The sequence below is a fragment of the Streptomyces sp. 7N604 genome, assembly GCF_052245475.1.
Lineage (GTDB): Bacteria > Actinomycetota > Actinomycetes > Streptomycetales > Streptomycetaceae > Streptomyces.
On sequence record NZ_JBQQBX010000009.1, the window covers coordinates 53815 to 74427 of the forward strand.

Consider the following 20613-nt stretch of genomic DNA (forward strand, 5'->3'; position numbering starts at 1 on the left):
TACGGGAGTCTTTGGGGTGAGGAAAGGTCCGCCGGACAAGGCCCCGGCCCTAGGCAGACACCGGCCGCTGCACCTTGATCGACTGAAGCAGTCCGACGGCGATCCAGCCAGCGAACATCGATGTGCCGCCGTACGACATAAAGGGCAGCGGGAGGCCCGCGACCGGCATGATGCCGAGCGTCATGCCGATGTTCTCGAAGGACTGAAAGGCGAACCAGGCGATGATCCCGGCCGCCACCACCGTGCCGTACAGCTCGGTCGTGTCCCGGGCGATGCGGCAGGCGCGCCACAGCACGATGCCCAGCAGCAGGATGATCAGGCCCGCGCCGAGGAAGCCCAGCTCCTCGCCCGCGACCGTGAAGATGAAGTCGGTCTGCTGCTCGGGCACGAACTGCCCTGTGGTCTGGTGGCCGTTGAAGAGGCCCGTGCCGGTGAGGCCGCCGGAACCGATCGCGATCCGCGCCTGGTTGGTGTTGTAGCCGACGCCCGCCGGGTCGAGTTCGGGGTTGGCAAAGGCCGCGAAGCGGTTGAGCTGGTACTCGTCGAGGAGGCCGAGCTGCCAGACGGCGACGGCGCCTGCCGCGCCGGTGGCGACGAGGCCGATCACCCAGCGGTTGGACGCGCCCGAGGCGAGCAGGATGCCCAGCACCATCACGACGATCACCATCACCGAGCCGAGGTCCGGCATCAGCATGATGATCCCGATGGGCAGCGCGGCCAGGGCGAGCGCCTGGACGACCGTACGGTGGTCGGGGTACACCCGGTCGCCCGCGTCCACCTGGGCCGACAGCAGCATCGCCATCCCCAGGATGATCGTGATCTTGGCGAACTCCGAGGGCTGCAGGGAGAATCCGCCGCCGACCTGAATCCAGGCGTGCGAGCCGTTGATGGTCGAGCCGAGCGGGGTGAGGACGGCGGCGGTGAGCAGGATGGAGAAGCCGTACAGCACGGGCACGGCGCCGCGCAGCGTGCGGTGGCCGAGCCAGAGCGTGCCGATCATCAGCGCGAGCCCGATGCCGGTGTTCAGCACGTGCCGGAAGAGGAAGTAGTACGGGTCGCCCTGGTTGATCTCGGTGCGGTTGCGGGTCGCCGACCAGACGAGCAGCGTGCCGACCGCGTTCAGCAGCAGGGCGGAGCCGAGCATCATCCAGTCGAGGCGCCGGATCAGGGAGTCGCGCGCGGTGAGCTTGCCCCAGAGGCCGAGGTCGGGCCGGTAGCGGCTGATGGAGAAGCTGGTGTGGAGTCCGGCCACTAGCCCCTCCGCCTCTGCAGGGCGGCCGCCAGCTCGACGGGGGACGCGGAGTCCGACGGCTTCGGGGGCTGGTACGGCTTGGCCGGCTTGGACTCGATCGTGCCGTCGCTCTCGATCTTCGGCAGGTCCTTCTGCGGCTCGGGGAGCAGGGCGCGCTTCTTGTCGATGCCGCCCTTCTCGTCGACTCCGTAGAGCGCGTTGTAGATGTTGCGCACCGCGGGACCGGAGGCGCCGGAGCCGGTGCCGCCCTGCGAGATCGTCATCACGATCGCGTAGTCCTTGGTGTAGGTGGCGAACCAGGAGGTGGTCTGCTTGCCGTAGACCTCGGCCGTACCGGTCTTGGCGTGCATCTTGATCTTGTTCTGGGGCCAGCCGCCGAACCGCCAGGCCGCGGTGCCGCGGGTGGCGACGCCTGCGAACGCGTTGTCCATCTTCTTCAGGTTCGTCTTCGTCACCGGCAGCTTGCCGTGGGACTTGGGCTCGATCTCCTGGACGTGCCTGCCGTCGGGGCTGACGATGGCCTTGCCGACGGTCGGGTCGTAGAGCGTGCCGCCGTTGCTGACCGCGGAGTAGATCGTCGCCATCTGGATCGGGGTGACAAGGGTGTCGCCCTGGCCGATCGAGTAGTTGATCGCGTCGTAGGCGTGCAGCTTGAAGCCCTCGAGGCAGCTCTCACGCGCGAAGATGGTGTCGAAGTCCTTCTTGTCCTTGCCGCCCTTCTTGGCCTGCTTGCACCAGCCGTCCTTGTTGGCCTTCCAGAAGTCCTTCTTCCACTGGCGGTCGGGAACCCGGCCCTTGACCTCGTTGGGCAGGTCGATGCCGGTCTCGGCGCCGAGGCCGAACTGGTGGGCCGTCTTGTAGAACCAGTCCTTGGCATTCTTCTTCGGCTTGAGCCCGCCGTCCTTCTGCCACTGCTTGTGCGCCAGCGCGTAGAAGACGGTGTCGCAGGAGACCTCGAGCGCCCGGCCGAGGCTGATCGAGCCGTGGCTCTGCGACTCGAAGTTCTTGAAGGTCTGGCCGCCGATGCTGTACGAGCTGGTGCAGGGGTAGCCGCCGTTGAAGTCGTAGCCCGCGTTGAGCGAGGCGGCGGTGGAGATGACCTTGAAGATCGAGCCGGGCGCGGCCTGGCCCTGGATGGCCCGGTTGAGCAGCGGGTAGTTGGACGCCTTGCTGGTCAGCCGCTTGTAATCCTTGGCGTCGATGCCGCCGACCCAGGCGTTCGGGTCGTAGTCGGGATTGGAGGCCATCGCCACCACGCGCCCGGTCTTCGCCTCCATGACCACGACCGCGCCCGCGTCCGCCTCGTACGGGCGGCCGGTGTTGCGGTCCATCTGCTTGCGCGCCTCCTTCATCGCCTTGTCCAGCTCCTGCTCCGCCATGGCCTGCACGCGGGCGTCGATGCTGGTGACGACGCTGGAACCGGCCCTGCCCTTGTCGCTCTGGGTCTGGCCGATGACGCGTCCGAGGTTGTCCACTTCGTAGCGGGTGACGCCGGCCTTGCCGCGCAGGTACTTGTCGTAGGTCCGCTCCAGCCCCGAGCGGCCGATCTGGTCCGAGCGCAGGAACGGGGAGTCGGTGTCCTTGGCCTTCTGGATCTCCTCGTCGGTGACCGGCGAGAGATAGCCCAGGACCTGGGCGGTGTTGGCCTTCAGCGGCGAGGGGTAGCGGCGTACGGCGGTGGGCTCGGCGGTGATGCCGGGGAAGTCCTCCGCGCGCTCCCGGATTTGCAGCGCCTGCTGGGTGGTGGCCTCGTCGGTGATCGGGATGGGCTGGTAGGGGGAGCCGTTCCAGCAGGGCTGCGGGGTCTTGGAGTCGCAGAGCCTGACCTTCTGCTGGACCTCCTTGGGCGTCATGTCGAGGACGTCGGCGAGCTTGGTGAGCACGGCCTTGCCGTCGTCCTTCATCTTGAGGAGGTCGGTGCGGCTGGCGGAGACGACGAGGCGGGTCTCGTTGTCGGCGAGCGCCACGCCGCGGGCGTCGAGGATGGAGCCGCGGACGGCGGGCTGGACGACCTGCTGGACGTGGTTGGTCCGGGCCTCATGCGCGTATTCCTCGCCGTTGCGGACCTGGAGATACCAGAGCCGGCCGCCGAGCGTGAACAGCAGCGAGAACACCAGGATCTGGATGGCGATCAGCCGGATGGTGACCCGCGGGGTACGGCCTGTCGGCGGGATATTGCTCATAGGCGCTTGACCCCCTTGATGCGTCCCGCCTTGAGGCGTCCGGCCTTGAGGCGTCCGGCTCTTGACTTGGTCCGGTACGACCGGCCGAGCAGACCGGCGCGGCTCGTACGGGTGCCCAGCAGGCTGTCGGCCGTCGCGAAACTCCGCAGCGCGTGGTCGGGTCCGGCGGTGCCGCCCGACGCCTCCGTCATCGGATCGTTCTCGGCTCTCCGGGCCAGCCACATGATCCCCGGCACCACGAAGGGCGCCAGCAGCAGGTCGTAGAGCGCGGCGGTGAAGATCAGGCTGGTGACGCCGACGTGGCGGGCGGCCGTGTCGCCGACGAGGGCGCCCACCACCGCGTACAACAAGGTGGTGCCGATGGCGGCGCCGACGACGACCAGCAAGGGTCCGGTGGCCGAGCGGACCTGGCCGCTGTCGGGCTTGGCGAGGCCCGCGAGATAGCCGATGACGCAGAGCACGAGCGCGTAGCGGCCTACCGCGTGGTCGGCGGGTGGCGCGAGGTCGGCGAGCAGTCCCGCGCCGAAGCCGACGAGGCAGCCGCCGGTGTGCCCGTACACGAGGGCGAGGGCCAGCACAACGAGGAGCATCAGGTCGGGCACCGCGCCCGGCAGCTGCAGCCGGGCGAGGATCGTCACCTGTACGACGAGCGCGACGACCACGAGCGTGGTGGCGAGCAGCATCCGGTTGAAGCGCATGGGTCAGCTCCTGGTCGGGCTCGGCGCGGGCGTGGCCCCGCCGCCGGCGGGGGTGGCGCCGGCCGCCGACGGGCTCGCCGAGCCCGAAGGGTCGGCCGATCCTCCGGCGGAGGGGGTGGCGGTGACGGTGACCGTGGGCGTCGGCTTGGGCTTGGCGGGCGGCGGCAGCACCGTGTCGCGCGGGTCCTTGCGCGGCGGCTGGACGACGATCCCGACGATGTCCAGCTTGGTGAAGCCGACGAACGGGCGGACCTGGAGGGTGCGGGTGAGGTCGTTGCCCAGGGGGTCGACGCGGATGACCTCGCCGACCGGTACGCCGGGTACGAACGGCCGGTCGGCGCGCGAGCCGAAGGTGACGAGCCGGTCGCCCTTCCGCACCTTGGCCTTGCTGTTGAGGAGCTGGAGGCGCAGCGGCCGGTCGCCCTGGCCGGTGGCGAAGCCCAGTTCCGCGGTCTTCTCCATGCGCGTGCCGACCGTGAAGTCCGGGTCGTTGGCGAGCAGGACGGTCGAGGTCGACGGGGAGACGGTGGTGACGCGGCCGACGAGGCCGTCGCCGTTGAGCACGGTCATGTCGCGGGCGATGCCGTCGTCGCTGCCCGCGTCGATGGTGACGGTCCAGGAGAAGCCCTGGGCGGCTCCTATGGCGATGACCTCGGCGCCCTTGATGCCGTAGCGGCCCGCGCCCGCGGTCTTGAGCATCTTGTCGAGCTCGGCGGCCCTGCCCCGGGTACGGTCGTCGCTGCCGAGCCTGGCCTTGAGAGCGGCGTTCTCGCGCTCCAGGTCGGCGATCCGGTTGTGCCGCGCGTCGGAGTCGCGCACCGCCCCGATGGCGTTGCCGATGGGGTCCACGGCGGAGGCGACACCGTTCTCGACGGGACCGAAGGCCGACGCGGCTGCCCGCCGGGCGCTGTCGAGCGGGGAGTTCTCGCCACCGCGGATGTCCACCGTGATCAGGGCGAACGCGATGGCGATCAGCAGCACCAGGAGCAACCGGCTCTCTCGTGTGTCCCTCACGTGCGGCGGCCGTGCCTTCCTCGTCGGATGCGGGTGTCCTGCTCGGGAATTGTCCCGGAAAAGTCCGGGAATCGTCAGGCAGTTGTCGTGCCGGATGTTCCGATGTGCGAACGATCCGCTCCCTGACCTACGGTGGGGAGGCCCCACGCGCGACAGCTCTGCGCGTGGGGTTCATGTTCCGCTCCGTCATCTGCGGGGCTGGGCGTCCAGCACCTGCTGGAGCGCCTCGAACTCCTCGACACACTTGCCGGAACCGAGCGCGACGGAGTCCAGGGGGTCCTCGGCGATATGGATCGGCATGCCGGTCTCGCTGCGCAGCCGCTCGTCGAGGCCGCGCAGCAGCGCACCGCCGCCGGTGAGCACGATGCCGCGGTCCATCACGTCGCCGGAGAGCTCCGGCGGGCACTTGTCGAGGGTCGTCTTGACCGCGTCGACGATCGCGTTGAGCGGCTCCTCCATGGCCTTGCGGACCTCGCCGGTGGAGATGACGACGGTCTTCGGCAGGCCGCTGACGAGGTCGCGGCCGCGGATCTCGGTGTGCTCGTCGTCCTCGTTGTCGTAGGCCGAGCCAATGGTGATCTTGATGCTCTCGGCGGTCCGCTCGCCAAGGAGGAGGCTGTACTCCTTCTTGATGTGCTGGATGATCGCGTTGTCCAGCTCGTCGCCGGCGACCCGGATCGACTGTGCCGTGACGATTCCTCCGAGCGAGATCACGGCGACCTCGGTGGTGCCGCCGCCGATGTCCACGACCATGTTGCCCGTGGCCTCGTGGACCGGGAGGCCGGAGCCGATCGCGGCCGCCATCGGCTCCTCGATGATGTGCACCTGGCGGGCGCCCGCCTGGGTGGACGCCTCGATGACAGCGCGGCGCTCGACGCCCGTGATACCGGAGGGGACGCACACGACGACCCGGGGGCGGGCGAGATAGCGGCGCTTATGGATCTTCAGGATGAAATAGCGGAGCATCCGCTCGGTGATCTCGAAGTCGGCGATGACGCCGTCCTTGAGAGGTCGGACCGCGACGATGTTGCCGGGGGTGCGGCCGATCATCTTCTTCGCTTCCGCGCCGACCGCCAGGATGCCGCCGGTGTTCGTATTGATGGCGACGACGGATGGCTCGTTGAGGACGATCCCACGACCCCTGACGTACACCAGCGTGTTGGCGGTGCCGAGGTCGACAGCCATGTCACGGCCGATGAACGACATATTGTTCCCCATGAGGATACGTCTGGCCTTCCCAGCTGGAGCGAGTGTGTGTAGGTCGGCGAGGTGAGCGCTGTAAGGGCGTGGAGTCCATCGTAGTCACGCCGGATCGAACGCGCCGCGAGGGCTACTCCGCCATTGTCAGCAGAACACGCGCCTACCCCCGTATTGGTGACGTCGTGTCGGAGTGACAGGTTCCCCGTTTCGCCGAGCATATGCCAGGGTTCGAACGAATAATTGAGGTCGCCCCAGGTCACAAGGCGGAAACGACTGACGAGCCGTCAAGGGAAAAACGGGAAAATGCAGCCTTCAGCCAACCGTGGGAAAAAACAGCTTCAGCTCACGCTCGGCGGACTCCTCCGAGTCCGAGGCGTGGATCAGGTTCTCGCGAACGATCGTGCCGAAATCGCCGCGAATGCTGCCGGGCGCGGCCGCGATCGGGTCGGTCGGACCGGCCAGGCCCCGCAGGCCCTCGACGACCCGCTCACCCTCGACGACCAGGGCCACGACCGGGCCCGAGGCCATGAACTCCACCAGCGGCTCGTAGAACGGCTTCCCGACGTGCTCGGCGTAGTGCTGCTCCAGCAGCGAGCGGTCCAGGTGGCGCATCTCCAGGGCACTGATCTTCCAGCCGGCCTTCTTCTCGATACGGCCGACGATCTCGCCGATCAGGCCGCGTCGTACGGCGTCGGGCTTGAGCAGGACGAGCGTGCGCTGGCTCACGGTGCGGGCTCCTTTGGAGATACGCCGACGGGGGCGGCAATGTGCGGGTGCGAAGAGGCTACATGGGCGAACGGCGGCACCGTCACGCAGCGTCGGATCCTTGGGCCGCGGCCTGGGCCGCGAACCGGGCCTTCGCCTCGTCGACCTTCCGGCCGAAGTGGACCGAGGCCCACCACAGGGCCGCGAAGACCGCGCCGAGGAAGAACATCACCGGGACGACGAAACCGCTGGCGATCAGCCCGATCTGCAGCGCCCAGCCGGTCTGCACGGCCCCCGGCCGGGACAGCATGCCGCACAGCAGGACGCTCAGCACCATGGCGGTGCCGCTGACCGCCCAGACGGTGGTCGCGGGCAGACCGGCCGTCTGCATGGCGACCAGACCCGCGAAGCCGATCACGAAGAACTCGCCGATCAGCGTGGAAGCGCACAGGGTTCGCATCTCAGGCCCTCCCGAGCAGCAGCCGGGCCTCGCCGACCGTGATCACGGAGCCGGTCACCAGCACGCCCCCGCCGGCGAACTCGCTCTCCTCCTCGGCGAGCGTGATCGCCGCCTCCAGGGCGTCGTCGAGCCGCGGCTCCACCTGCACCCGCTCCTCGCCGAACACCTCGACGGCGATCGCCGCGAGCTCGTCCACGTCCATCGCCCGGTGAGTGGAGTTCCGGGTCACCACGACCTCGGCGAAGATCGGCTCGAAGGCCTCCAGGAAGCCCTTCACATCCTTGTCGCCACTCGTGCCGACCACCCCGACCAGCCGGCTGAAGCCGAACGCCTCGCCGACCGCCGCGGCCGCCGCCTGCGCCCCGCTCGGATTGTGCGCCGCGTCGAGGATCACCGTCGGGCTGCGCCGTACGACCTCCAGGCGGCCCGGCGAGAAGACCGACGCGAACGCCGCGCGTACGGTCTCGAGGTCGAGCGTGCGGGCGTGCTGCGAGCCGACGCCGAAGAAGGCCTCGACGGCGGCCAGCGCCACCACCGCGTTGTGCGCCATGTGCGCGCCGTGCAGCGGCAGGAAGACGCCCGGGTACTCGCCGCCCAGGCCGCGCAGCGTCAGCAGCTGCCCGCCGACCGCGACCTCCCGGCTGACCACCCCGAACTCCATGCCCTCGCGGGCCACGGTGGCGTCCATCTCGGCCGCCCGCTTGAGCATCACCTGCGCCGCGTCGACCGGCTGCTGGGCGAGGACGACGGTCGCGCCCTGCTTGACGATGCCCGCCTTCTCGCCGGCGATGGTCCCGGGCGTATCGCCGAGCCGGTCGGTGTGGTCCAGCGCGATCGGGGTGACCACGGCCACCTGGCCGTCGATCACGTTCGTCGCGTCCCAGGTGCCGCCCATGCCGACCTCGACGACCGCGACGTCGACCGGCGCATCGGCGAACGCCGCGTACGCCATGCCCGTCAGCACCTCGAAGAACGACAGCCGGTGCTCCTGGGAGGCGTCGACCATCTCCACGTACGGCTGGATGTCGCGGTACGTCTCGATGAACCGCTCGGCGGAGACCGGCCCGCCGTCGAGGCTGATCCGCTCGGTGACGGACTGGACGTGCGGGCTGGTGTAGCGGCCGGTGCGCAGCTCGAACGTGGCCAGCAGGGCCTCGATCATCCGGGCGGTGCTGGTCTTGCCGTTGGTGCCCGTGACGTGGATGGCGGGATACGCGCGCTGCGGCTGGCCGAGGACGTCCATCAGGGCCTCGATCCGGACCGTGGACGGTTCGAGCCTGGTCTCGCCCCAGCGGCCCGCCAGCTCGGCCTCGACCTCGCGCAGCGCCTTGTCCACCTCGGGGTCGGCGGGCCTGGCCGGGATGACGTCGCCCTGCGGCGGCCCGGCCTGCGTACGCAGGGTCCGGCTGCCGGCCTCGATCACCGCGAGATCGGGGTCGCGGCTGGTCTCCTCCTCGACGATTTCGTCGAACTGGGCGAGGGGGTCGGGGCCGCGGTCGTTCCGGCCGTCGGGGCCTTCGGGGCCGTCGTTCTCGGGGCGCTCACTCACGCCCCCAGTCTACGGACGCGGTGGTGGCGTCCATGACGAAGGCCCCGCGCAGTGCGCGGGGCCTTCAGCGTGCTGCGGAACGCCGGGGACTCAGCCCGGGGGCAGGGCCGCCAGCTGGGCGGAGATGCGCTCGATGTCGGACTTCGCGGTCTCCTGGCGCTTGCGGATCTTGTCCACGACCTGGTCCGGGGCCTTCGCCAGGAACGCCTCGTTGCCCAGCTTCGCCGTCGTCTGCGACAGCTCCTTCTCGGCCGCCGCCAGGTCCTTCGCCAGCCGCTTCCGCTCGGCCTCCACGTCGATCGCGCCCGAGAGGTCGAGGGCGACCGTCGCCCCGGCCACCGGCAGGGTGGCCGTCGCCGTGAAGCCCTCGCCCTCCGGCTGGAGGCGCAGCAGCTGCCGGATCGCGTCCTCGTGGTCCGCGAGCGCCGGGCTGCCGGCCAGATCCAGCCGGGCCGGGACCTTCTGGCCGGGCTGCAGGCCCTGGTCGGCGCGGAACCGGCGGACCTCGGTGACGACCTGCCGGACGGTCTCGATCTCCCGCTCGGCCTCCCGATCGCGAAACCCGCTGTCGCGCGGCCAGTCGGCGACCACGACCGACTCCTGGCCGGTCAGCGTGGTCCACAGCGCCTCGGTGACGAACGGGACGACGGGGTGCAGCAGCCGCAGCGTCACGTCCAGGACCTCGCCCAGAACGCGCCGGGACGCGTCGGCGGCCGGGCCGCCCTTGGCGAAGGTGGTCTTGGACAGCTCGACGTACCAGTCGAAGACCTCGTCCCAGGCGAAGTGGAACAGGGCCTCGCTGAGCTTGGAGAACTGGTAGTCCTCGTAGTACGCGTCGACCTCGGCGATGACGCTGTTCAGCCGGGACAGGATCCAGCGGTCCTCGGCCCGCAGCTCCGCGGCGGCCGGGAGTTCGCCCTCGACCGTCGCGCCGTTCATCAGCGCGAAGCGCGTCGCGTTCCAGATCTTGTTGGCGAAGTTCCGGGACGCCTGGACCCAGTCCTCGCCGATCGGGACGTCGACACCCGGGTTGGCGCCGCGGGCCAGGGTGAAACGGACGGCGTCGGAGCCGTACTTGTCCATCCAGTCCAGCGGGTTGACCGCGTTGCCGAAGGACTTCGACATCTTCTTGCCGAACTGGTCACGGACCATGCCGTGCAGGGCGATGGTGTGGAACGGCGGGGCGCCGTCCATCGCGTAGAGCCCGAACATCATCATCCGGGCGACCCAGAAGAAGAGGATGTCGTAGCCCGTGACCATGACCGAGTTCGGATAGAACTTCTCGAGGCTCTCGGTCCGCTGCGGCCAGCCGAGCGTGGAGAACGGCCACAGGCCGGACGAGAACCAGGTGTCCAGCACATCGCTGTCCTGGTGCCAGCCCTCCTCGCTCGGCGGCTCCTCGTCGGGACCGACGCAGACGACCTCGCCCTCCGGCCCGTACCAGACCGGGATGCGGTGGCCCCACCACAGCTGGCGCGAGATGCACCAGTCGTGGAGGTTGTCGACCCAGCCGAAGTAGCGGGACTCCATCTCCTTGGGGTGGATGGTGACCCGGCCGTCGCGGACCGCGTCGCCCGCCGCCTTCGCCAGCGGGCCGACCCTGACCCACCACTGCATCGAAAGACGCGGCTCGATCGTGGTCTTGCAGCGCGAGCAGTGGCCGACGGAGTGGGTGTACGGGCGCTTCTCGGCGACGATACGGCCGTCGGCGCGGAGCGCGGCGACGATCGCCGACCGGGCCTCGAGCCGGTCCAGGCCCTGGAAGGGGCCGTGCGCCGTGATGACCGCGTGCTCGTCCATGACCGTGAGCGAGGGCAGGTCGTGCCGCTGCCCGATCTCGAAGTCGTTCGGGTCGTGGGCGGGCGTGACCTTGACGGCGCCGGTGCCGAACTCCGGGTCGACGTGCTCGTCCGCGACCACCGGGATACGGCGGCCGGTCAGCGGCAGTTCGATCTCGGTGCCGACGAGGTGCCGGTAGCGCTCGTCGTCGGGGTGGACGGCGACGGCCGTGTCACCGAGCATCGTCTCGGCGCGCGTCGTCGCGACGACGATCGCTGTGTCGCCGTCGCCGTAGCGGATCGAGACCAGCTCGCCCTCGTCGTCCTGGTACTCCACCTCGATGTCGGAAATGGCGGTCAGGCAGCGCGGACACCAGTTGATGATGCGCTCGGCGCGGTAGATCAGCTCGTCGTCGTAGAGCCGCTTGAAGATGGTCTGGACGGCCTGGGACAGCCCCTCGTCCATGGTGAAGCGCTCGCGGGACCAGGCGACGCCGTCGCCGAGGCGCTTCATCTGGCCGGAGATCTGGCCGCCGGACTCGGCCTTCCACTTCCACACCCGCTCGACGAACGCCTCGCGGCCGAGGTCGTGGCGCGACTTGCCCTCCTTGGCCAGCTCCCGCTCCACGACGTTCTGCGTCGCGATACCGGCGTGGTCCATGCCGGGCTGCCACAGCGTCTCGTAACCCTGCATCCGCTTGCGGCGGGTGAGGGCGTCGATCAGCGTGTGCTCGAAGGCGTGGCCGAGGTGGAGCGAGCCGGTGACGTTGGGCGGCGGGATGACGATCGTGTACGGCTCTTTGTCGCTCTTCGCGTCCGCCTCGAAGTAGCCGCGCTCTACCCAGCGCTCGTACAGCTGCCCCTCTGCCTCGGCCGGTGCGTACTGGGTCGGCAGGTCTGCTGGGCGCGCGCTGTTGGCCCCGTCCTGGGGGCGCTGGGTGTTGTCGGTCACGACGGCCAGTGTAAGGGCCGCGCCGGGGCGCTTACGAACCGCTTCCCGGGCCGCTTCCCGAGCCGCTTCCCGGGCAGCCTGAGGGCGGTCGAACACCGTCGGTGCGCGACAGCGCGTCCCATTTGATCCGGTGGGCCCGCACCTGTCCGACAACAGTTTCCAACCTGTTGCTCCCCCGGGTTAAAGACCGCATAAGACGTCCGGAAGGATGTGCCCAACTGTCTTGTCAACGAGGGGATGCAATGAGTTACCACCAGCCGCCACCGCAGCCTGGTCCCTACGGGGGCGGTGCGCCGGGCCCGTACGCCCAGGGCGGCGCGGCCGGTCAGCCCGGATACGGCTCCCCGCAGGCGGGCCCCGGCCAGGTGCCGCCGCAGCAGGGCTACGGCTATCCGGGCCAGGGTCAGGGGCAGCCGGGCCCGTACGGCGGTCCGCCGCAGCAGCCCGGCCCGTACGGCGGCCAGCCGCAGCAGCCCGGCCCCTACGGGCAGCAGCCCGGTCCTTACGGCCAGCCTGGTCAGCAGCCCCCGTACGGACAGATGCCGCCGATGCCTCCGCAGGGCGGCAGCGGCAGGAAGACCGGGATCATCGTCGGCGCGGCAGTCGCCGTCGTGGCGGTGGGCGCCGGTGCGTACTTCCTGCTGAGCGGCAAGGGCAGTGCGGCGGATGACGGTCCGCACAAGCTGACGACGCCGGCGACCGTGGCGAAGGAGTACAAGCGCCAGGGCCCGGGCAAGGACGACTCCAGCATGAGCTCCAGCGACAAGGAGGAGCTCAAGCGGATGCCGGGGGTGTCCGACCCTCATCCGGTCCAGGCCGAATACGCGTCCGGCTCCAAGAAGTCGATGCTGTTCACCGGACTCTGGGGGAAGATCGAGAACCCTGAACAGGTCGTGGACGCCATGTTCGTCGTGCTGACGAAGTCCGCCGGCGACGAGGGCGACACCGAACCGGTCGGCAGCCCGGAGACGGTCGAGCGCGAAGACCTCGGCAGCGCCGTCATGAAGTGCCAGAAGTTCAAGGTCACGAACGATGACCCGGACGCACCCGTCAAGTCCGCCGAGATCCCCGTCTGCATCTGGGGCGACTCCAGCACGGTCGGCGGCGTCCTGATCGTGGACCCGGTCGCCGCCATCTCGGGCAAGGCCGACATCGGAGCCGCGGCGGAGACCACGGCCGAGGTACGCAACGACGCGCGCGTCGAAATCAAGCAGTCATAACCGCGAGAGGAACCCCATGAGCTACAACCAGCCCGGTCCGTACGGCGGCCAGCCGCAGCAGCCGGGCCCGTACGGCGGCCAGCCGCAGCAGCCGGGTCCCTACGGCCAGCCGCCCCAGCAGCCCCAGGGCCAGCCTCAGCCCGGCTACGGATACCCGCAGCAGGGCCCCGGCCAGGTGCCGCCGCAGCAGGGCTACGGCTACCCGCAGGGCCAGCCGCCGCAGCAGCAGCCCGGCCCGTACGGCCAGCAGCCGCAGGGCGGTTGGGGCGGCACTCCCCCGCCCCCGCCCCCGCAGGGCGGCGGCGGCAAGGGCAAGACGATCGGCATCGTCGCCGGTGTGGTGGGAGTCGCGGTGATAGCCGTCGGCGCCTACTTCATCGTGGGCGGCGGTGGCGGCGGCGACTACAAGCTGGCGACGCCGAAGACGGTCCTCGGCGGCAAGTACACCAAGGACGACAGCCAGAAGGCGCCGTCGGAGCGCGGCAGCGGCGACGGCATCGAGGACGGCCAGTCCACGGGCGCGGCGTACAAGGGCGACGACGCGAAGATCGGGTTCGGCGGAGCATACGGCAACGTCACCGACCCCGAGCAGGCCGTGGACGCGATCATCTCGGAAGGCCTCACCAAGGGCACCAAGACCACGGAGCAGAAGCCTTCGGGCTTCGACGGCGACCTGATGAAGTGCGGCGAGTACGACCTCAAGGTCATCAAGACGCCGTTCTGCGTGTGGGGCGACGACAGCACGGCCGCCCTCGTCATGTGGGGCCCGTCGGACACGGCCAACGACCCGAGCGCCCTCAAGCCGCCGTCCGTCGAGGAGTGGGCGGAGACCACCGCCAAGTTCCGCGACGAGGTCCGCGTCGAGAAGTAGGCAGCAGGAGCAACGCCGAAGGGGCGCCCGGCAGTTGATGCCGGGCGCCCCTTCGACGCGTGTGAACGGGCCGCGCGCTACGCGCTCTTCTCGTGGCGTTCGCCCTTGCCGATCGCCCGGGGCTCCCGCGGGACGAGGGTGGGGTTGACGTTGGAGTGGACGACCTCTTCGGTGATGACGACCCGGGCCACGTCCTTGCGGGACGGGACCTCGTACATCACCGACATCAGGACCTCTTCCATGATGGCGCGCAGGCCGCGCGCGCCCGTGCCGCGCAGGATCGCCTGGTCGGCGATGGCCTCGAGGGCCGGGCGGTCGAAGTCCAGCTCCACGCCGTCGAGTTCGAAGAGCCGCTGGTACTGCTTGACGAGCGCGTTACGCGGCTCGACGAGGATCTGGAGCAGCGCCTCGCGGTCGAGGTTGTGGACCGAGGTGATGACCGGCAGGCGGCCGATGAACTCCGGGATCATCCCGAACTTCACCAGGTCCTCCGGCATGACCTCGCGGAAGTGGTCCGAGGAGTCGACCTCGCGCTTGGAGCGGATCGTGGCGCCGAAGCCGATGCCCTTCGCGCCCGCCCGCGCCTCGATGATCTTCTCCAGGCCCGCGAAGGCGCCGCCCACGATGAACAGCACGTTCGTCGTGTCGATCTGGATGAACTCCTGGTGCGGGTGCTTGCGGCCGCCCTGCGGGGGGACCGAGGCCGTCGTGCCCTCCAGGATCTTCAACAGCGCCTGCTGGACGCCCTCGCCGGAGACGTCGCGGGTGATCGACGGGTTCTCGCTCTTCCGCGCGACCTTGTCGATCTCGTCGATGTAGATGATGCCGGTCTCGGCCTTCTTGACGTCGTAGTCGGCGGCCTGGATCAGCTTCAGCAGGATGTTCTCGACGTCCTCGCCGACGTAACCCGCCTCGGTGAGCGCGGTGGCATCGGCAATGGCGAAGGGGACGTTGAGCATCCGGGCGAGGGTCTGGGCGAGGAGGGTCTTGCCGGAGCCTGTGGGGCCCAGCAGCAGGATGTTGGACTTCGCCAGCTCGATGCCGTCGTCACGCCCGCCCTGGCCGTTCTCGCCCGCCTGTACGCGCTTGTAGTGGTTGTAGACGGCCACCGACAGCGCCTTCTTGGCGGCCTCCTGGCCGACGACGTACCCCTCGAGGAACTCGTAGATCTCCCGGGGCTTGGGGAGTTCCTCCCACCGCACCTCGGAAGTCTCGGCGAGCTCTTCCTCGATGATCTCGTTGCAGAGATCGATGCACTCGTCGCAGATGTACACACCGGGACCTGCGATGAGCTTCTTCACCTGCTTCTGGCTCTTCCCACAGAATGAGCACTTGAGCAGGTCGCCGCCGTCACCGATGCGTGCCACGAGGTGCTTCCCCTTCGCCTGGGATCTGCATCGCCTGCGCAGACCCGGGTGCTTGCCTATCGACGGTACCTTGCCGGGCCCCCCGTGCGGGCCCCCCTTGGCCCGGTTCACTTGACCGTGACCGGCCCAAGGGGTTGCCAACGGTACTGTCAGCCGCCCAGACCCACGGAGCTCTTCCGGGTGGACACGATCTGGTCGACCAGACCGTACGCCAACGACTCCTCGGCGGTGAGGATCTTGTCGCGCTCGATGTCGTCGCGGATCTTCTCGATCGGCGTGGTGGAGTGCTTGGCCAGCATCTCCTCCAGCTGCGAACGCATCCGCAGAATCTCGTTGGCCGCGATCTCCAGGTCGGAGACCTGGCCGCGGCCGGTCTCGCTGTACGGCTGGTGGATCAGGATTCGGGCGTTGGGCAGCGCCATCCGCTTGCCGGGGGTGCCGGCGGCGAGCAGCACGGCCGCGGCGGACGCCGCCTGGCCCATGCAGACCGTCTGGATGTCGGGCTTCACGAACTGCATCGTGTCGTAGATCGCCGTGAGGGCCGTGAAGGAGCCGCCGGGCGAGTTGATGTAGATCGAGATGTCCCGGTCCGGGTCCATCGACTCCAGGCACAGCAGCTGCGCCATGACGTCGTTGGCCGAGGCGTCGTCGATCTGCACGCCCAGGAAAATCACGCGCTCCTCGAAGAGCTTCGCGTACGGGTCGTACTCACGGACGCCCTGGGAGGTGCGCTCGACGAAGCGCGGGACAACGTAGCGGGACTCTGCGGCCGGGCCCTGGTGCAGGCCGCTGCCGGGGAAGTTGTTCATCTGGTTCTTCACCATCCTGGTGGCGATCAGTGGGCTGGGGTCGGCTGCGGGGTGGCCTGCGGGGCTCAGGCCCCGGTGCCGCCACCGCCCGGAACGCCGGCCGCCGTGGCCATGACGTCGTCGACCAGGCCGTACGCCTTCGCCTCCTCGGCGGAGAACCAGCGGTCGCGGTCCGAGTCGTGGGTGATCTGCTCGACGGTCTGACCGGTGTGGAACGCGGTCAGCTCCGCCATCTTCTTCTTGGTGCGCAGCAGCTGCTCGGCGTGGATCTTGATGTCCGAGGCGGAGCCCGCCAGGCCCGCGGAGGGCTGGTGGATGAGGATCTCCGCGTTCGGCAGCGCGAAGCGCTTGCCCGGGGTGCCGGCGCTCAGCAGGAACTGGCCCATGGAGGCGGCCAGGCCCATGGCGATGGTGACCACGTCGTTCCTGATGTACTGCATGGTGTCGTAGATCGCCATGCCGGCCGTGATCGAGCCGCCCGGGGAGTTGATGTAGAGGTAGATGTCCTTGTCCGGGTCTGCGGCAAGGAGGAGCAGCTGCGCCGTGATCCTGTTGGCGATCTCGTCGTCGACAGGCTGGCCGAGGAAGATGATCCGCTCGTTGAGCAGCCGGTTGTAGACCTGGTCGCCGTGGGTACCGAAGGTCGGCTCGCCGCCGGCGGCCGAAGGCATCAGATTCGTCACGTATCCACCTGCTCGTTGTTTGACGGCCGCGCGCCGTCAGCGTCTTCTTGTGGGCGCGGGGACTCCCCCTGCCCTCATACCTACGGACCCTAACGCGCTGGTCGGCGGGCGCCATCCCGCACAGCGAACTGTTCGCTGTGAGCGCAGGGGGGTACCCGGCGGCGCGGCGCGGCCGGCGGCTGAGCAGCGGGCCCGTCGCGGGGGTCAAGGGGCCCGGGGCCGGTGATCAGGCCTCGGGCTTCTCCTCGGCGGCCTCCGCCGTCTCCGCCTCGTCCGCGGCGGCGGCCGGCTCCTCGGCCGTCACTGTCTCGGCGGTCTCGTCCCCGTCGTCCAGGTCCACGACCTCGCCGTTCGTGTCCTTGACCGTGGCGGCCTCGACGACCAGCGCGAGGGCCTTGCCGCGGGCGACCTCGCCGACGAGCATCGGCACCTGGCCGCCCTCGACGACGGCCTGGGCGAACTGGTCCGGGCTCATGCCGGAGGACTGCGCACGGCGCATGAGGTGCTCGGTGAGCTCCTCCTGGCCGACGGACAGCTGTTCCCGGGAGACCAGCTCGTCGAGGACGAACTGGGTCTTGATGCCCTTCTCGGCCTGCTCCTTCAGCTCGGCCTCGAACTCCTCTGCGGACTTCTCCTGGATCTTGAGGTACGCCTCGAGGTCCAGGCCCATCTGGCCGAGCTGGTGGTGCTCCAGGTTGTGCTTGCGGGTCCCGATCTCGTCCTCGAGGAGCTTCTCGGGGACCGGCACCTCGACCAGCCCGATGAGGGCGTCCAGGACCTTCTCCTGCGCCTGGGTGGCCTGCTCGTACTTCTTCGACTGCTCGAGGCGCTTGCGGCTGTCCGCCTTGAGCTCCTCGAAGGTGTCGAACTCGCTGGCCAGCTGGGCGAAGTCATCGTCGAGCTCGGGCAGCTCGCGGACGGCGACGGCGGTGACGTCGACCTTGACCTCGGCCTCCTTGCCCGCGGCGGAACCGCCCTTGAGCTCGGAGGTGAAGGTGGCGGAGCCGCCGGCCTCGAGGCCGGTCACGGCCTCGTCGATGCCGTCGAGGAGCTCGCCGGAGCCGATGGTGTAGCTGACGCCCTTGGCGACGCCGTCCTCCAGGACCTCGCCTTCGACGCTGGCCTCCAGGTCGAGCGTCACGACGTCGCCCTCGGCGGCAGCGCGCTCGACCGGGGAGGTGGCGGCGAAGCGCTCACGGAGCTGCTCGACGGACTTCTCGACCTCCTCGTCGGTGACCTCGATGGCGTCGACCTCGACCTCGATGCCGGAGAAGTCCGGGATCTCGATGGACGGGCGGACGTCGACCTCGGCGGTGAAGGCGAGGAGCTCGTTGTCCTTGAGCTCGGTGATGTCGACCTCGGGCTGGCCCAGCGGGTTCAGATCACCCTCGTTGACGGCCTCGGTGTAGAACTTCGGCAGCGCGTCGTTCACGGCCTCCTCGAGGACCGCGCCGCGGCCGAACCGCTGGTCGATGACGCGCGCCGGTACCTTGCCCTTACGGAAGCCCGGCACCGTGACCTGCTGGTTGATCTTCTTGTACGCCGCGTCGAGGCTGGGCTTGAGCTCCTCGAAGGGCACCTCGACAGTGAGCCGAACCCGAGTCGGGTTCAGGGTCTCCACGGCGCTCTTCACGGTTCGGTCTCCTTGGGGGCTGATTTCTGGGGTCTGCCGGTCTCAGCTGTGCTGAGTTTCGGCGGATCGCGCCCGGTACAGAGACACAGGGGCACGTAGCTTGCATAGTAACCGCAAGCAGGACGGGCCCCACAACGTGATCTTGATGGTCGGGGTGGCCGGATTCGAACCGACGACCTTCCGCTCCCAAAGCGGACGCGCTACCAAGCTGCGCCACACCCCGCTGGTGCGACACGTAGGGTACATGCCCAGCCGAGCTGCGGCTGCCGCATTACAGGGGGCGGAATGGAGTGTGCGCGGGGGCGCCCGGACCCGCTACGATGCAGTCCGTGCGCCGCGCTTCTCATGATCCTCGGCGCGTGCGGGCGTAGCTCAATGGTAGAGCCCCAGTCTTCCAAACTGGCTACGCGGGTTCGATTCCCGTCGCCCGCTCAGCGGCCTCCGGCCCGGTCCCGCGAGTGCTCTCGAAGCCTCGCAGGACCGGGCCGGAGGCGTTTCCGCGACCCACGACGCTCAGAGGTTGATCTGGCTGATCGTCTCGGATATCGAGTTGAGGAAGCGGTTTATCGACGGGGCCATGTCGGTTGACGCCAGGAAGAAGCCGAACAGCGCCGCCACGATGGCGGGCCCAGCTTTGATCGAACCTGAGCGGATCATGACCACCAGGACGATCGCCAACAGCACCACCACGGACAGCGAAATGGCCACAACGGATCACACCCTCGGTCGGAAAAGCCTCACCGGCCCGGGGATGATGCCCCGCACACCCCCGCTTCGACCATCGTGCCACCAACGTGGCCGGTGATGCCCCCCGGTGACACACCGTCGGTCACGTGTTCACTGCCACATGAGGGCGCCCGCCCCGGGGTGATTTGACCGATTTAAGTGGGACTAGCCGTGATAGAACGGGCACTTGACGGCATAGCGAGGGAGGTTTTACGGATTCCGCACCCGGCGCTATCGTGCCTCAGATGTTCCACGCTGCCCTGACCCCCGCATGCGCAGTGAGGTCGCGAATCGTCTCCCCCAGTTCCTGGTGGGAGGGCCTGTGACGAACTCACTGAGCCCGCACGACTATCAGCGGGCACCACTCCCCCCGGCCCGGAAATCAGCGGACATCCCGCAACGACCCGACACAAGAGCGGCCGGACGCGACAAGCCGGACACGCCGCCCAAGCGCGGCGAGCCGAAGCAGCGCGACGCGTTCTTCGACAACGCGAAGTACCTGGCCATCGTGATGGTGGCCTGCGGACACGCCTGGGAGCCGCTCACCGACGGCAGCCGTGCCGCAGAAGCGCTCTACATGGTCATCTACACCGTCCATATGCCGGCGTTCATCCTCATCTCCGGCTATTTCTCCCGTAGTTTCGACATGCGGCCGGACCGGCTCAAGCGGCTGGTGACCGGGATCGCGGTGCCGTACGTCCTCTTCGAGGTCGCGTACAGCTTCTTCAAGCAGTGGGCGGACGACGACCCCGGGTACCCCATCAGTCTGCTCGACCCCTGGTACCTGACGTGGTTCCTGGCCGCGCTCTTCGTCTGGCGGCTGTCCACCCCGCTGTGGAAGCTGGTCCGCTGGCCCGTGGCGCTCGCGCTGGCGATCGCCGCGCTCGCCTCGATCTCCCCGGACATCGGCGACGACCTCGACCTCCAGCGCGTCCTGCAGTTCCTGCCGTTCTTCGTGGTCGGCCTCTTCATGAAGCCGGAGCACTTCCAGCTGATGCGCCGCCGCGAAGTGCGGATCCTCTCCGTTCCGGCCTTCGCCGTAGCGACCGTCGTCGCATACTGGGCGGCGCCCCGGATGTCCTCGGCGTGGTTCTACCACCGGGACAGCGCCCAGGAGCTCGGCGGCCCCTGGTGGAGCGGCCTGGTGATGACGCTCGCGCTGTTCGGCTGCTCGATGGTGCTCGTCTCCTGCTTCTTCGCCTGGGTGCCGCGGCGGCACATGTGGTTCACGGCGCTGGGTGCCGGGACGCTGTACGGCTACCTGCTGCACGGCTTCCTCGCCAAGGGATCCCGCTTCTGGGGCTGGTTCGACGACTACGCGTGGGTGCAGACCCCGCTGGGCGCCATCGCCGTCACCTTCATTGCCGCGATCGTGATCACGGTGCTGTGCACCAGGCCCGTACAGCGGATGTTCCGCTTCGCGATGGAGCCCAGGATGGAGTGGGCCTTCAAGAAGGACGCGGCCGAGCTGGCGCGCGACCGCTCGAAGCCGGTCAAGGCCGCCTGAGGGGGC

At 69.1% G+C, this 20613-nt stretch carries 17 protein-coding genes and 2 tRNA genes; 4 read left to right on the forward strand and 15 right to left on the reverse strand.

The window, feature by feature from the left end; genetic code table 11:
* Window positions 1-49 precede the first annotated feature (49 nt).
* The 9 genes from rodA to ACTWP8_RS11915 form a co-directional block, all read right to left on the reverse strand.
* Window positions 50-1252: a rod shape-determining protein RodA gene (gene rodA / locus ACTWP8_RS11875; protein ID WP_443322104.1), complete on the reverse strand. Its 1203-nt coding sequence runs from the start codon at window positions 1250-1252 to the stop codon at window positions 50-52.
* Window positions 1252-3435 (reverse strand): penicillin-binding protein 2, encoded by a 2184-nt coding sequence (gene mrdA, locus ACTWP8_RS11880; protein WP_443322105.1) that lies wholly within the window; start codon window positions 3433-3435, stop codon window positions 1252-1254. Before mrdA ends, rodA begins: the two co-directional genes overlap by 1 nt.
* On the reverse strand, window positions 3432-4133 hold the full coding sequence (gene mreD, locus ACTWP8_RS11885) for a rod shape-determining protein MreD (RefSeq protein WP_443322106.1): 702 nt from the start codon (window positions 4131-4133) through the stop codon (window positions 3432-3434). Before mreD ends, mrdA begins: the two co-directional genes overlap by 4 nt.
* A 3-nt stretch (window positions 4134-4136) precedes the next feature.
* Entirely contained in the window at window positions 4137-5147 is a 1011-nt protein-coding gene (gene mreC / locus ACTWP8_RS11890) for a rod shape-determining protein MreC (RefSeq protein ID WP_443322107.1), read from the reverse strand.
* A gap of 186 nt (window positions 5148-5333) precedes the next feature.
* A complete protein-coding gene (locus ACTWP8_RS11895; protein WP_443314868.1) occupies window positions 5334-6353 on the reverse strand; it encodes a rod shape-determining protein in 1020 nt (339 codons plus the stop codon).
* A gap of 306 nt (window positions 6354-6659) precedes the next feature.
* Window positions 6660-7073 carry a nucleoside-diphosphate kinase gene (gene ndk / locus ACTWP8_RS11900; RefSeq protein ID WP_443322108.1) on the reverse strand — a complete coding sequence of 138 codons (414 nt, stop codon included), beginning with the start codon at window positions 7071-7073 and terminating at the stop codon, window positions 6660-6662.
* An 82-nt stretch (window positions 7074-7155) separates the two neighbouring features.
* Window positions 7156-7512 carry a DUF4233 domain-containing protein gene (locus ACTWP8_RS11905; protein ID WP_443322109.1) on the reverse strand — a complete coding sequence of 119 codons (357 nt, stop codon included), beginning with the start codon at window positions 7510-7512 and terminating at the stop codon, window positions 7156-7158.
* A 1-nt stretch (window position 7513) separates the two neighbouring features.
* Window positions 7514-9061 (reverse strand): bifunctional tetrahydrofolate synthase/dihydrofolate synthase, encoded by a 1548-nt coding sequence (folC, locus tag ACTWP8_RS11910; RefSeq protein ID WP_443322110.1) that lies wholly within the window; start codon window positions 9059-9061, stop codon window positions 7514-7516.
* Window positions 9062-9151: 90 nt separating this feature from the next.
* Window positions 9152-11791, reverse strand: a complete 2640-nt coding sequence (locus ACTWP8_RS11915) for a valine--tRNA ligase (protein WP_443322111.1) — start codon at window positions 11789-11791, stop codon at window positions 9152-9154.
* Between the two features lie 242 nt (window positions 11792-12033).
* Here ACTWP8_RS11915 and ACTWP8_RS11920 point away from each other — a divergent pair, with 242 nt between their 5' ends.
* The gene (locus ACTWP8_RS11920; RefSeq protein WP_443322112.1) at window positions 12034-13011 is read left to right on the forward strand and encodes a hypothetical protein; all 978 of its coding nucleotides are present in this window, start codon (window positions 12034-12036) and stop codon (window positions 13009-13011) included.
* Window positions 13012-13027: 16 nt separating this feature from the next.
* The gene (locus ACTWP8_RS11925) at window positions 13028-13882 is read left to right on the forward strand and encodes a hypothetical protein (protein WP_443322113.1); all 855 of its coding nucleotides are present in this window, start codon (window positions 13028-13030) and stop codon (window positions 13880-13882) included.
* Between the two features lie 77 nt (window positions 13883-13959).
* Here the strand turns inward: ACTWP8_RS11925 and clpX are convergent, their stop codons facing one another.
* The 5 genes from clpX to ACTWP8_RS11950 form a co-directional block, all read right to left on the reverse strand.
* Window positions 13960-15249 (reverse strand): ATP-dependent Clp protease ATP-binding subunit ClpX, encoded by a 1290-nt coding sequence (gene clpX / locus ACTWP8_RS11930; RefSeq protein ID WP_443314800.1) that lies wholly within the window; start codon window positions 15247-15249, stop codon window positions 13960-13962.
* Between the two features lie 149 nt (window positions 15250-15398).
* Window positions 15399-16070 carry an ATP-dependent Clp protease proteolytic subunit gene (locus tag ACTWP8_RS11935; protein WP_443322226.1) on the reverse strand — a complete coding sequence of 224 codons (672 nt, stop codon included), beginning with the start codon at window positions 16068-16070 and terminating at the stop codon, window positions 15399-15401.
* Window positions 16071-16123: 53 nt separating this feature from the next.
* Complete coding sequence (locus ACTWP8_RS11940; RefSeq protein WP_443322227.1) at window positions 16124-16729, reverse strand: ATP-dependent Clp protease proteolytic subunit; 606 nt, start codon at window positions 16727-16729, stop codon at window positions 16124-16126.
* Window positions 16730-16967: 238 nt separating this feature from the next.
* Entirely contained in the window at window positions 16968-18374 is a 1407-nt protein-coding gene (gene tig, locus ACTWP8_RS11945) for a trigger factor (protein WP_443322114.1), read from the reverse strand.
* 146 nt (window positions 18375-18520) lie between these two features.
* Window positions 18521-18597, reverse strand: a tRNA-Pro gene (locus tag ACTWP8_RS11950).
* 138 nt (window positions 18598-18735) lie between these two features.
* Here ACTWP8_RS11950 and ACTWP8_RS11955 point away from each other — a divergent pair.
* Window positions 18736-18806: transfer RNA gene (locus ACTWP8_RS11955), tRNA-Gly, on the forward strand.
* An 81-nt stretch (window positions 18807-18887) separates the two neighbouring features.
* On the opposite strand, the gene ACTWP8_RS11960 is transcribed toward ACTWP8_RS11955, so the two are convergent.
* On the reverse strand, window positions 18888-19082 hold the full coding sequence (locus ACTWP8_RS11960) for a hypothetical protein (protein WP_360849776.1): 195 nt from the start codon (window positions 19080-19082) through the stop codon (window positions 18888-18890).
* A gap of 340 nt (window positions 19083-19422) precedes the next feature.
* Between ACTWP8_RS11960 and ACTWP8_RS11965 the strand changes: the two genes are divergently transcribed.
* Window positions 19423-20607, forward strand: coding sequence for an acyltransferase family protein (locus ACTWP8_RS11965; protein ID WP_443322115.1), 1185 nt, complete (start codon window positions 19423-19425; stop codon window positions 20605-20607).
* Window positions 20608-20613 lie beyond the last annotated feature (6 nt).

Bases quoted from the DNA above. Each gene is read 5' to 3' on its own strand.
- mreD (WP_443322106.1), bottom strand. From the start codon at position 4,133: ATGCGCTTCAACCGGATGCTGCTCGCCACCACGCTCGTGGTCGTCGCG.
- ACTWP8_RS11895 (WP_443314868.1), bottom strand. From the start codon at position 6,353: ATGTCGTTCATCGGCCGTGACATGGCTGTCGACCTCGGCACCGCCAAC.
- ACTWP8_RS11925 (WP_443322113.1), top strand. From the start codon at position 13,028: ATGAGCTACAACCAGCCCGGTCCGTACGGCGGCCAGCCGCAGCAGCCG.
- ACTWP8_RS11920 (WP_443322112.1), top strand. From the start codon at position 12,034: ATGAGTTACCACCAGCCGCCACCGCAGCCTGGTCCCTACGGGGGCGGT.
- mrdA (WP_443322105.1), bottom strand. From the start codon at position 3,435: ATGAGCAATATCCCGCCGACAGGCCGTACCCCGCGGGTCACCATCCGG.
- ACTWP8_RS11940 (WP_443322227.1), bottom strand. From the start codon at position 16,729: ATGCCTTCGGCCGCCGGCGGCGAGCCGACCTTCGGTACCCACGGCGAC.
- ACTWP8_RS11905 (WP_443322109.1), bottom strand. From the start codon at position 7,512: ATGCGAACCCTGTGCGCTTCCACGCTGATCGGCGAGTTCTTCGTGATC.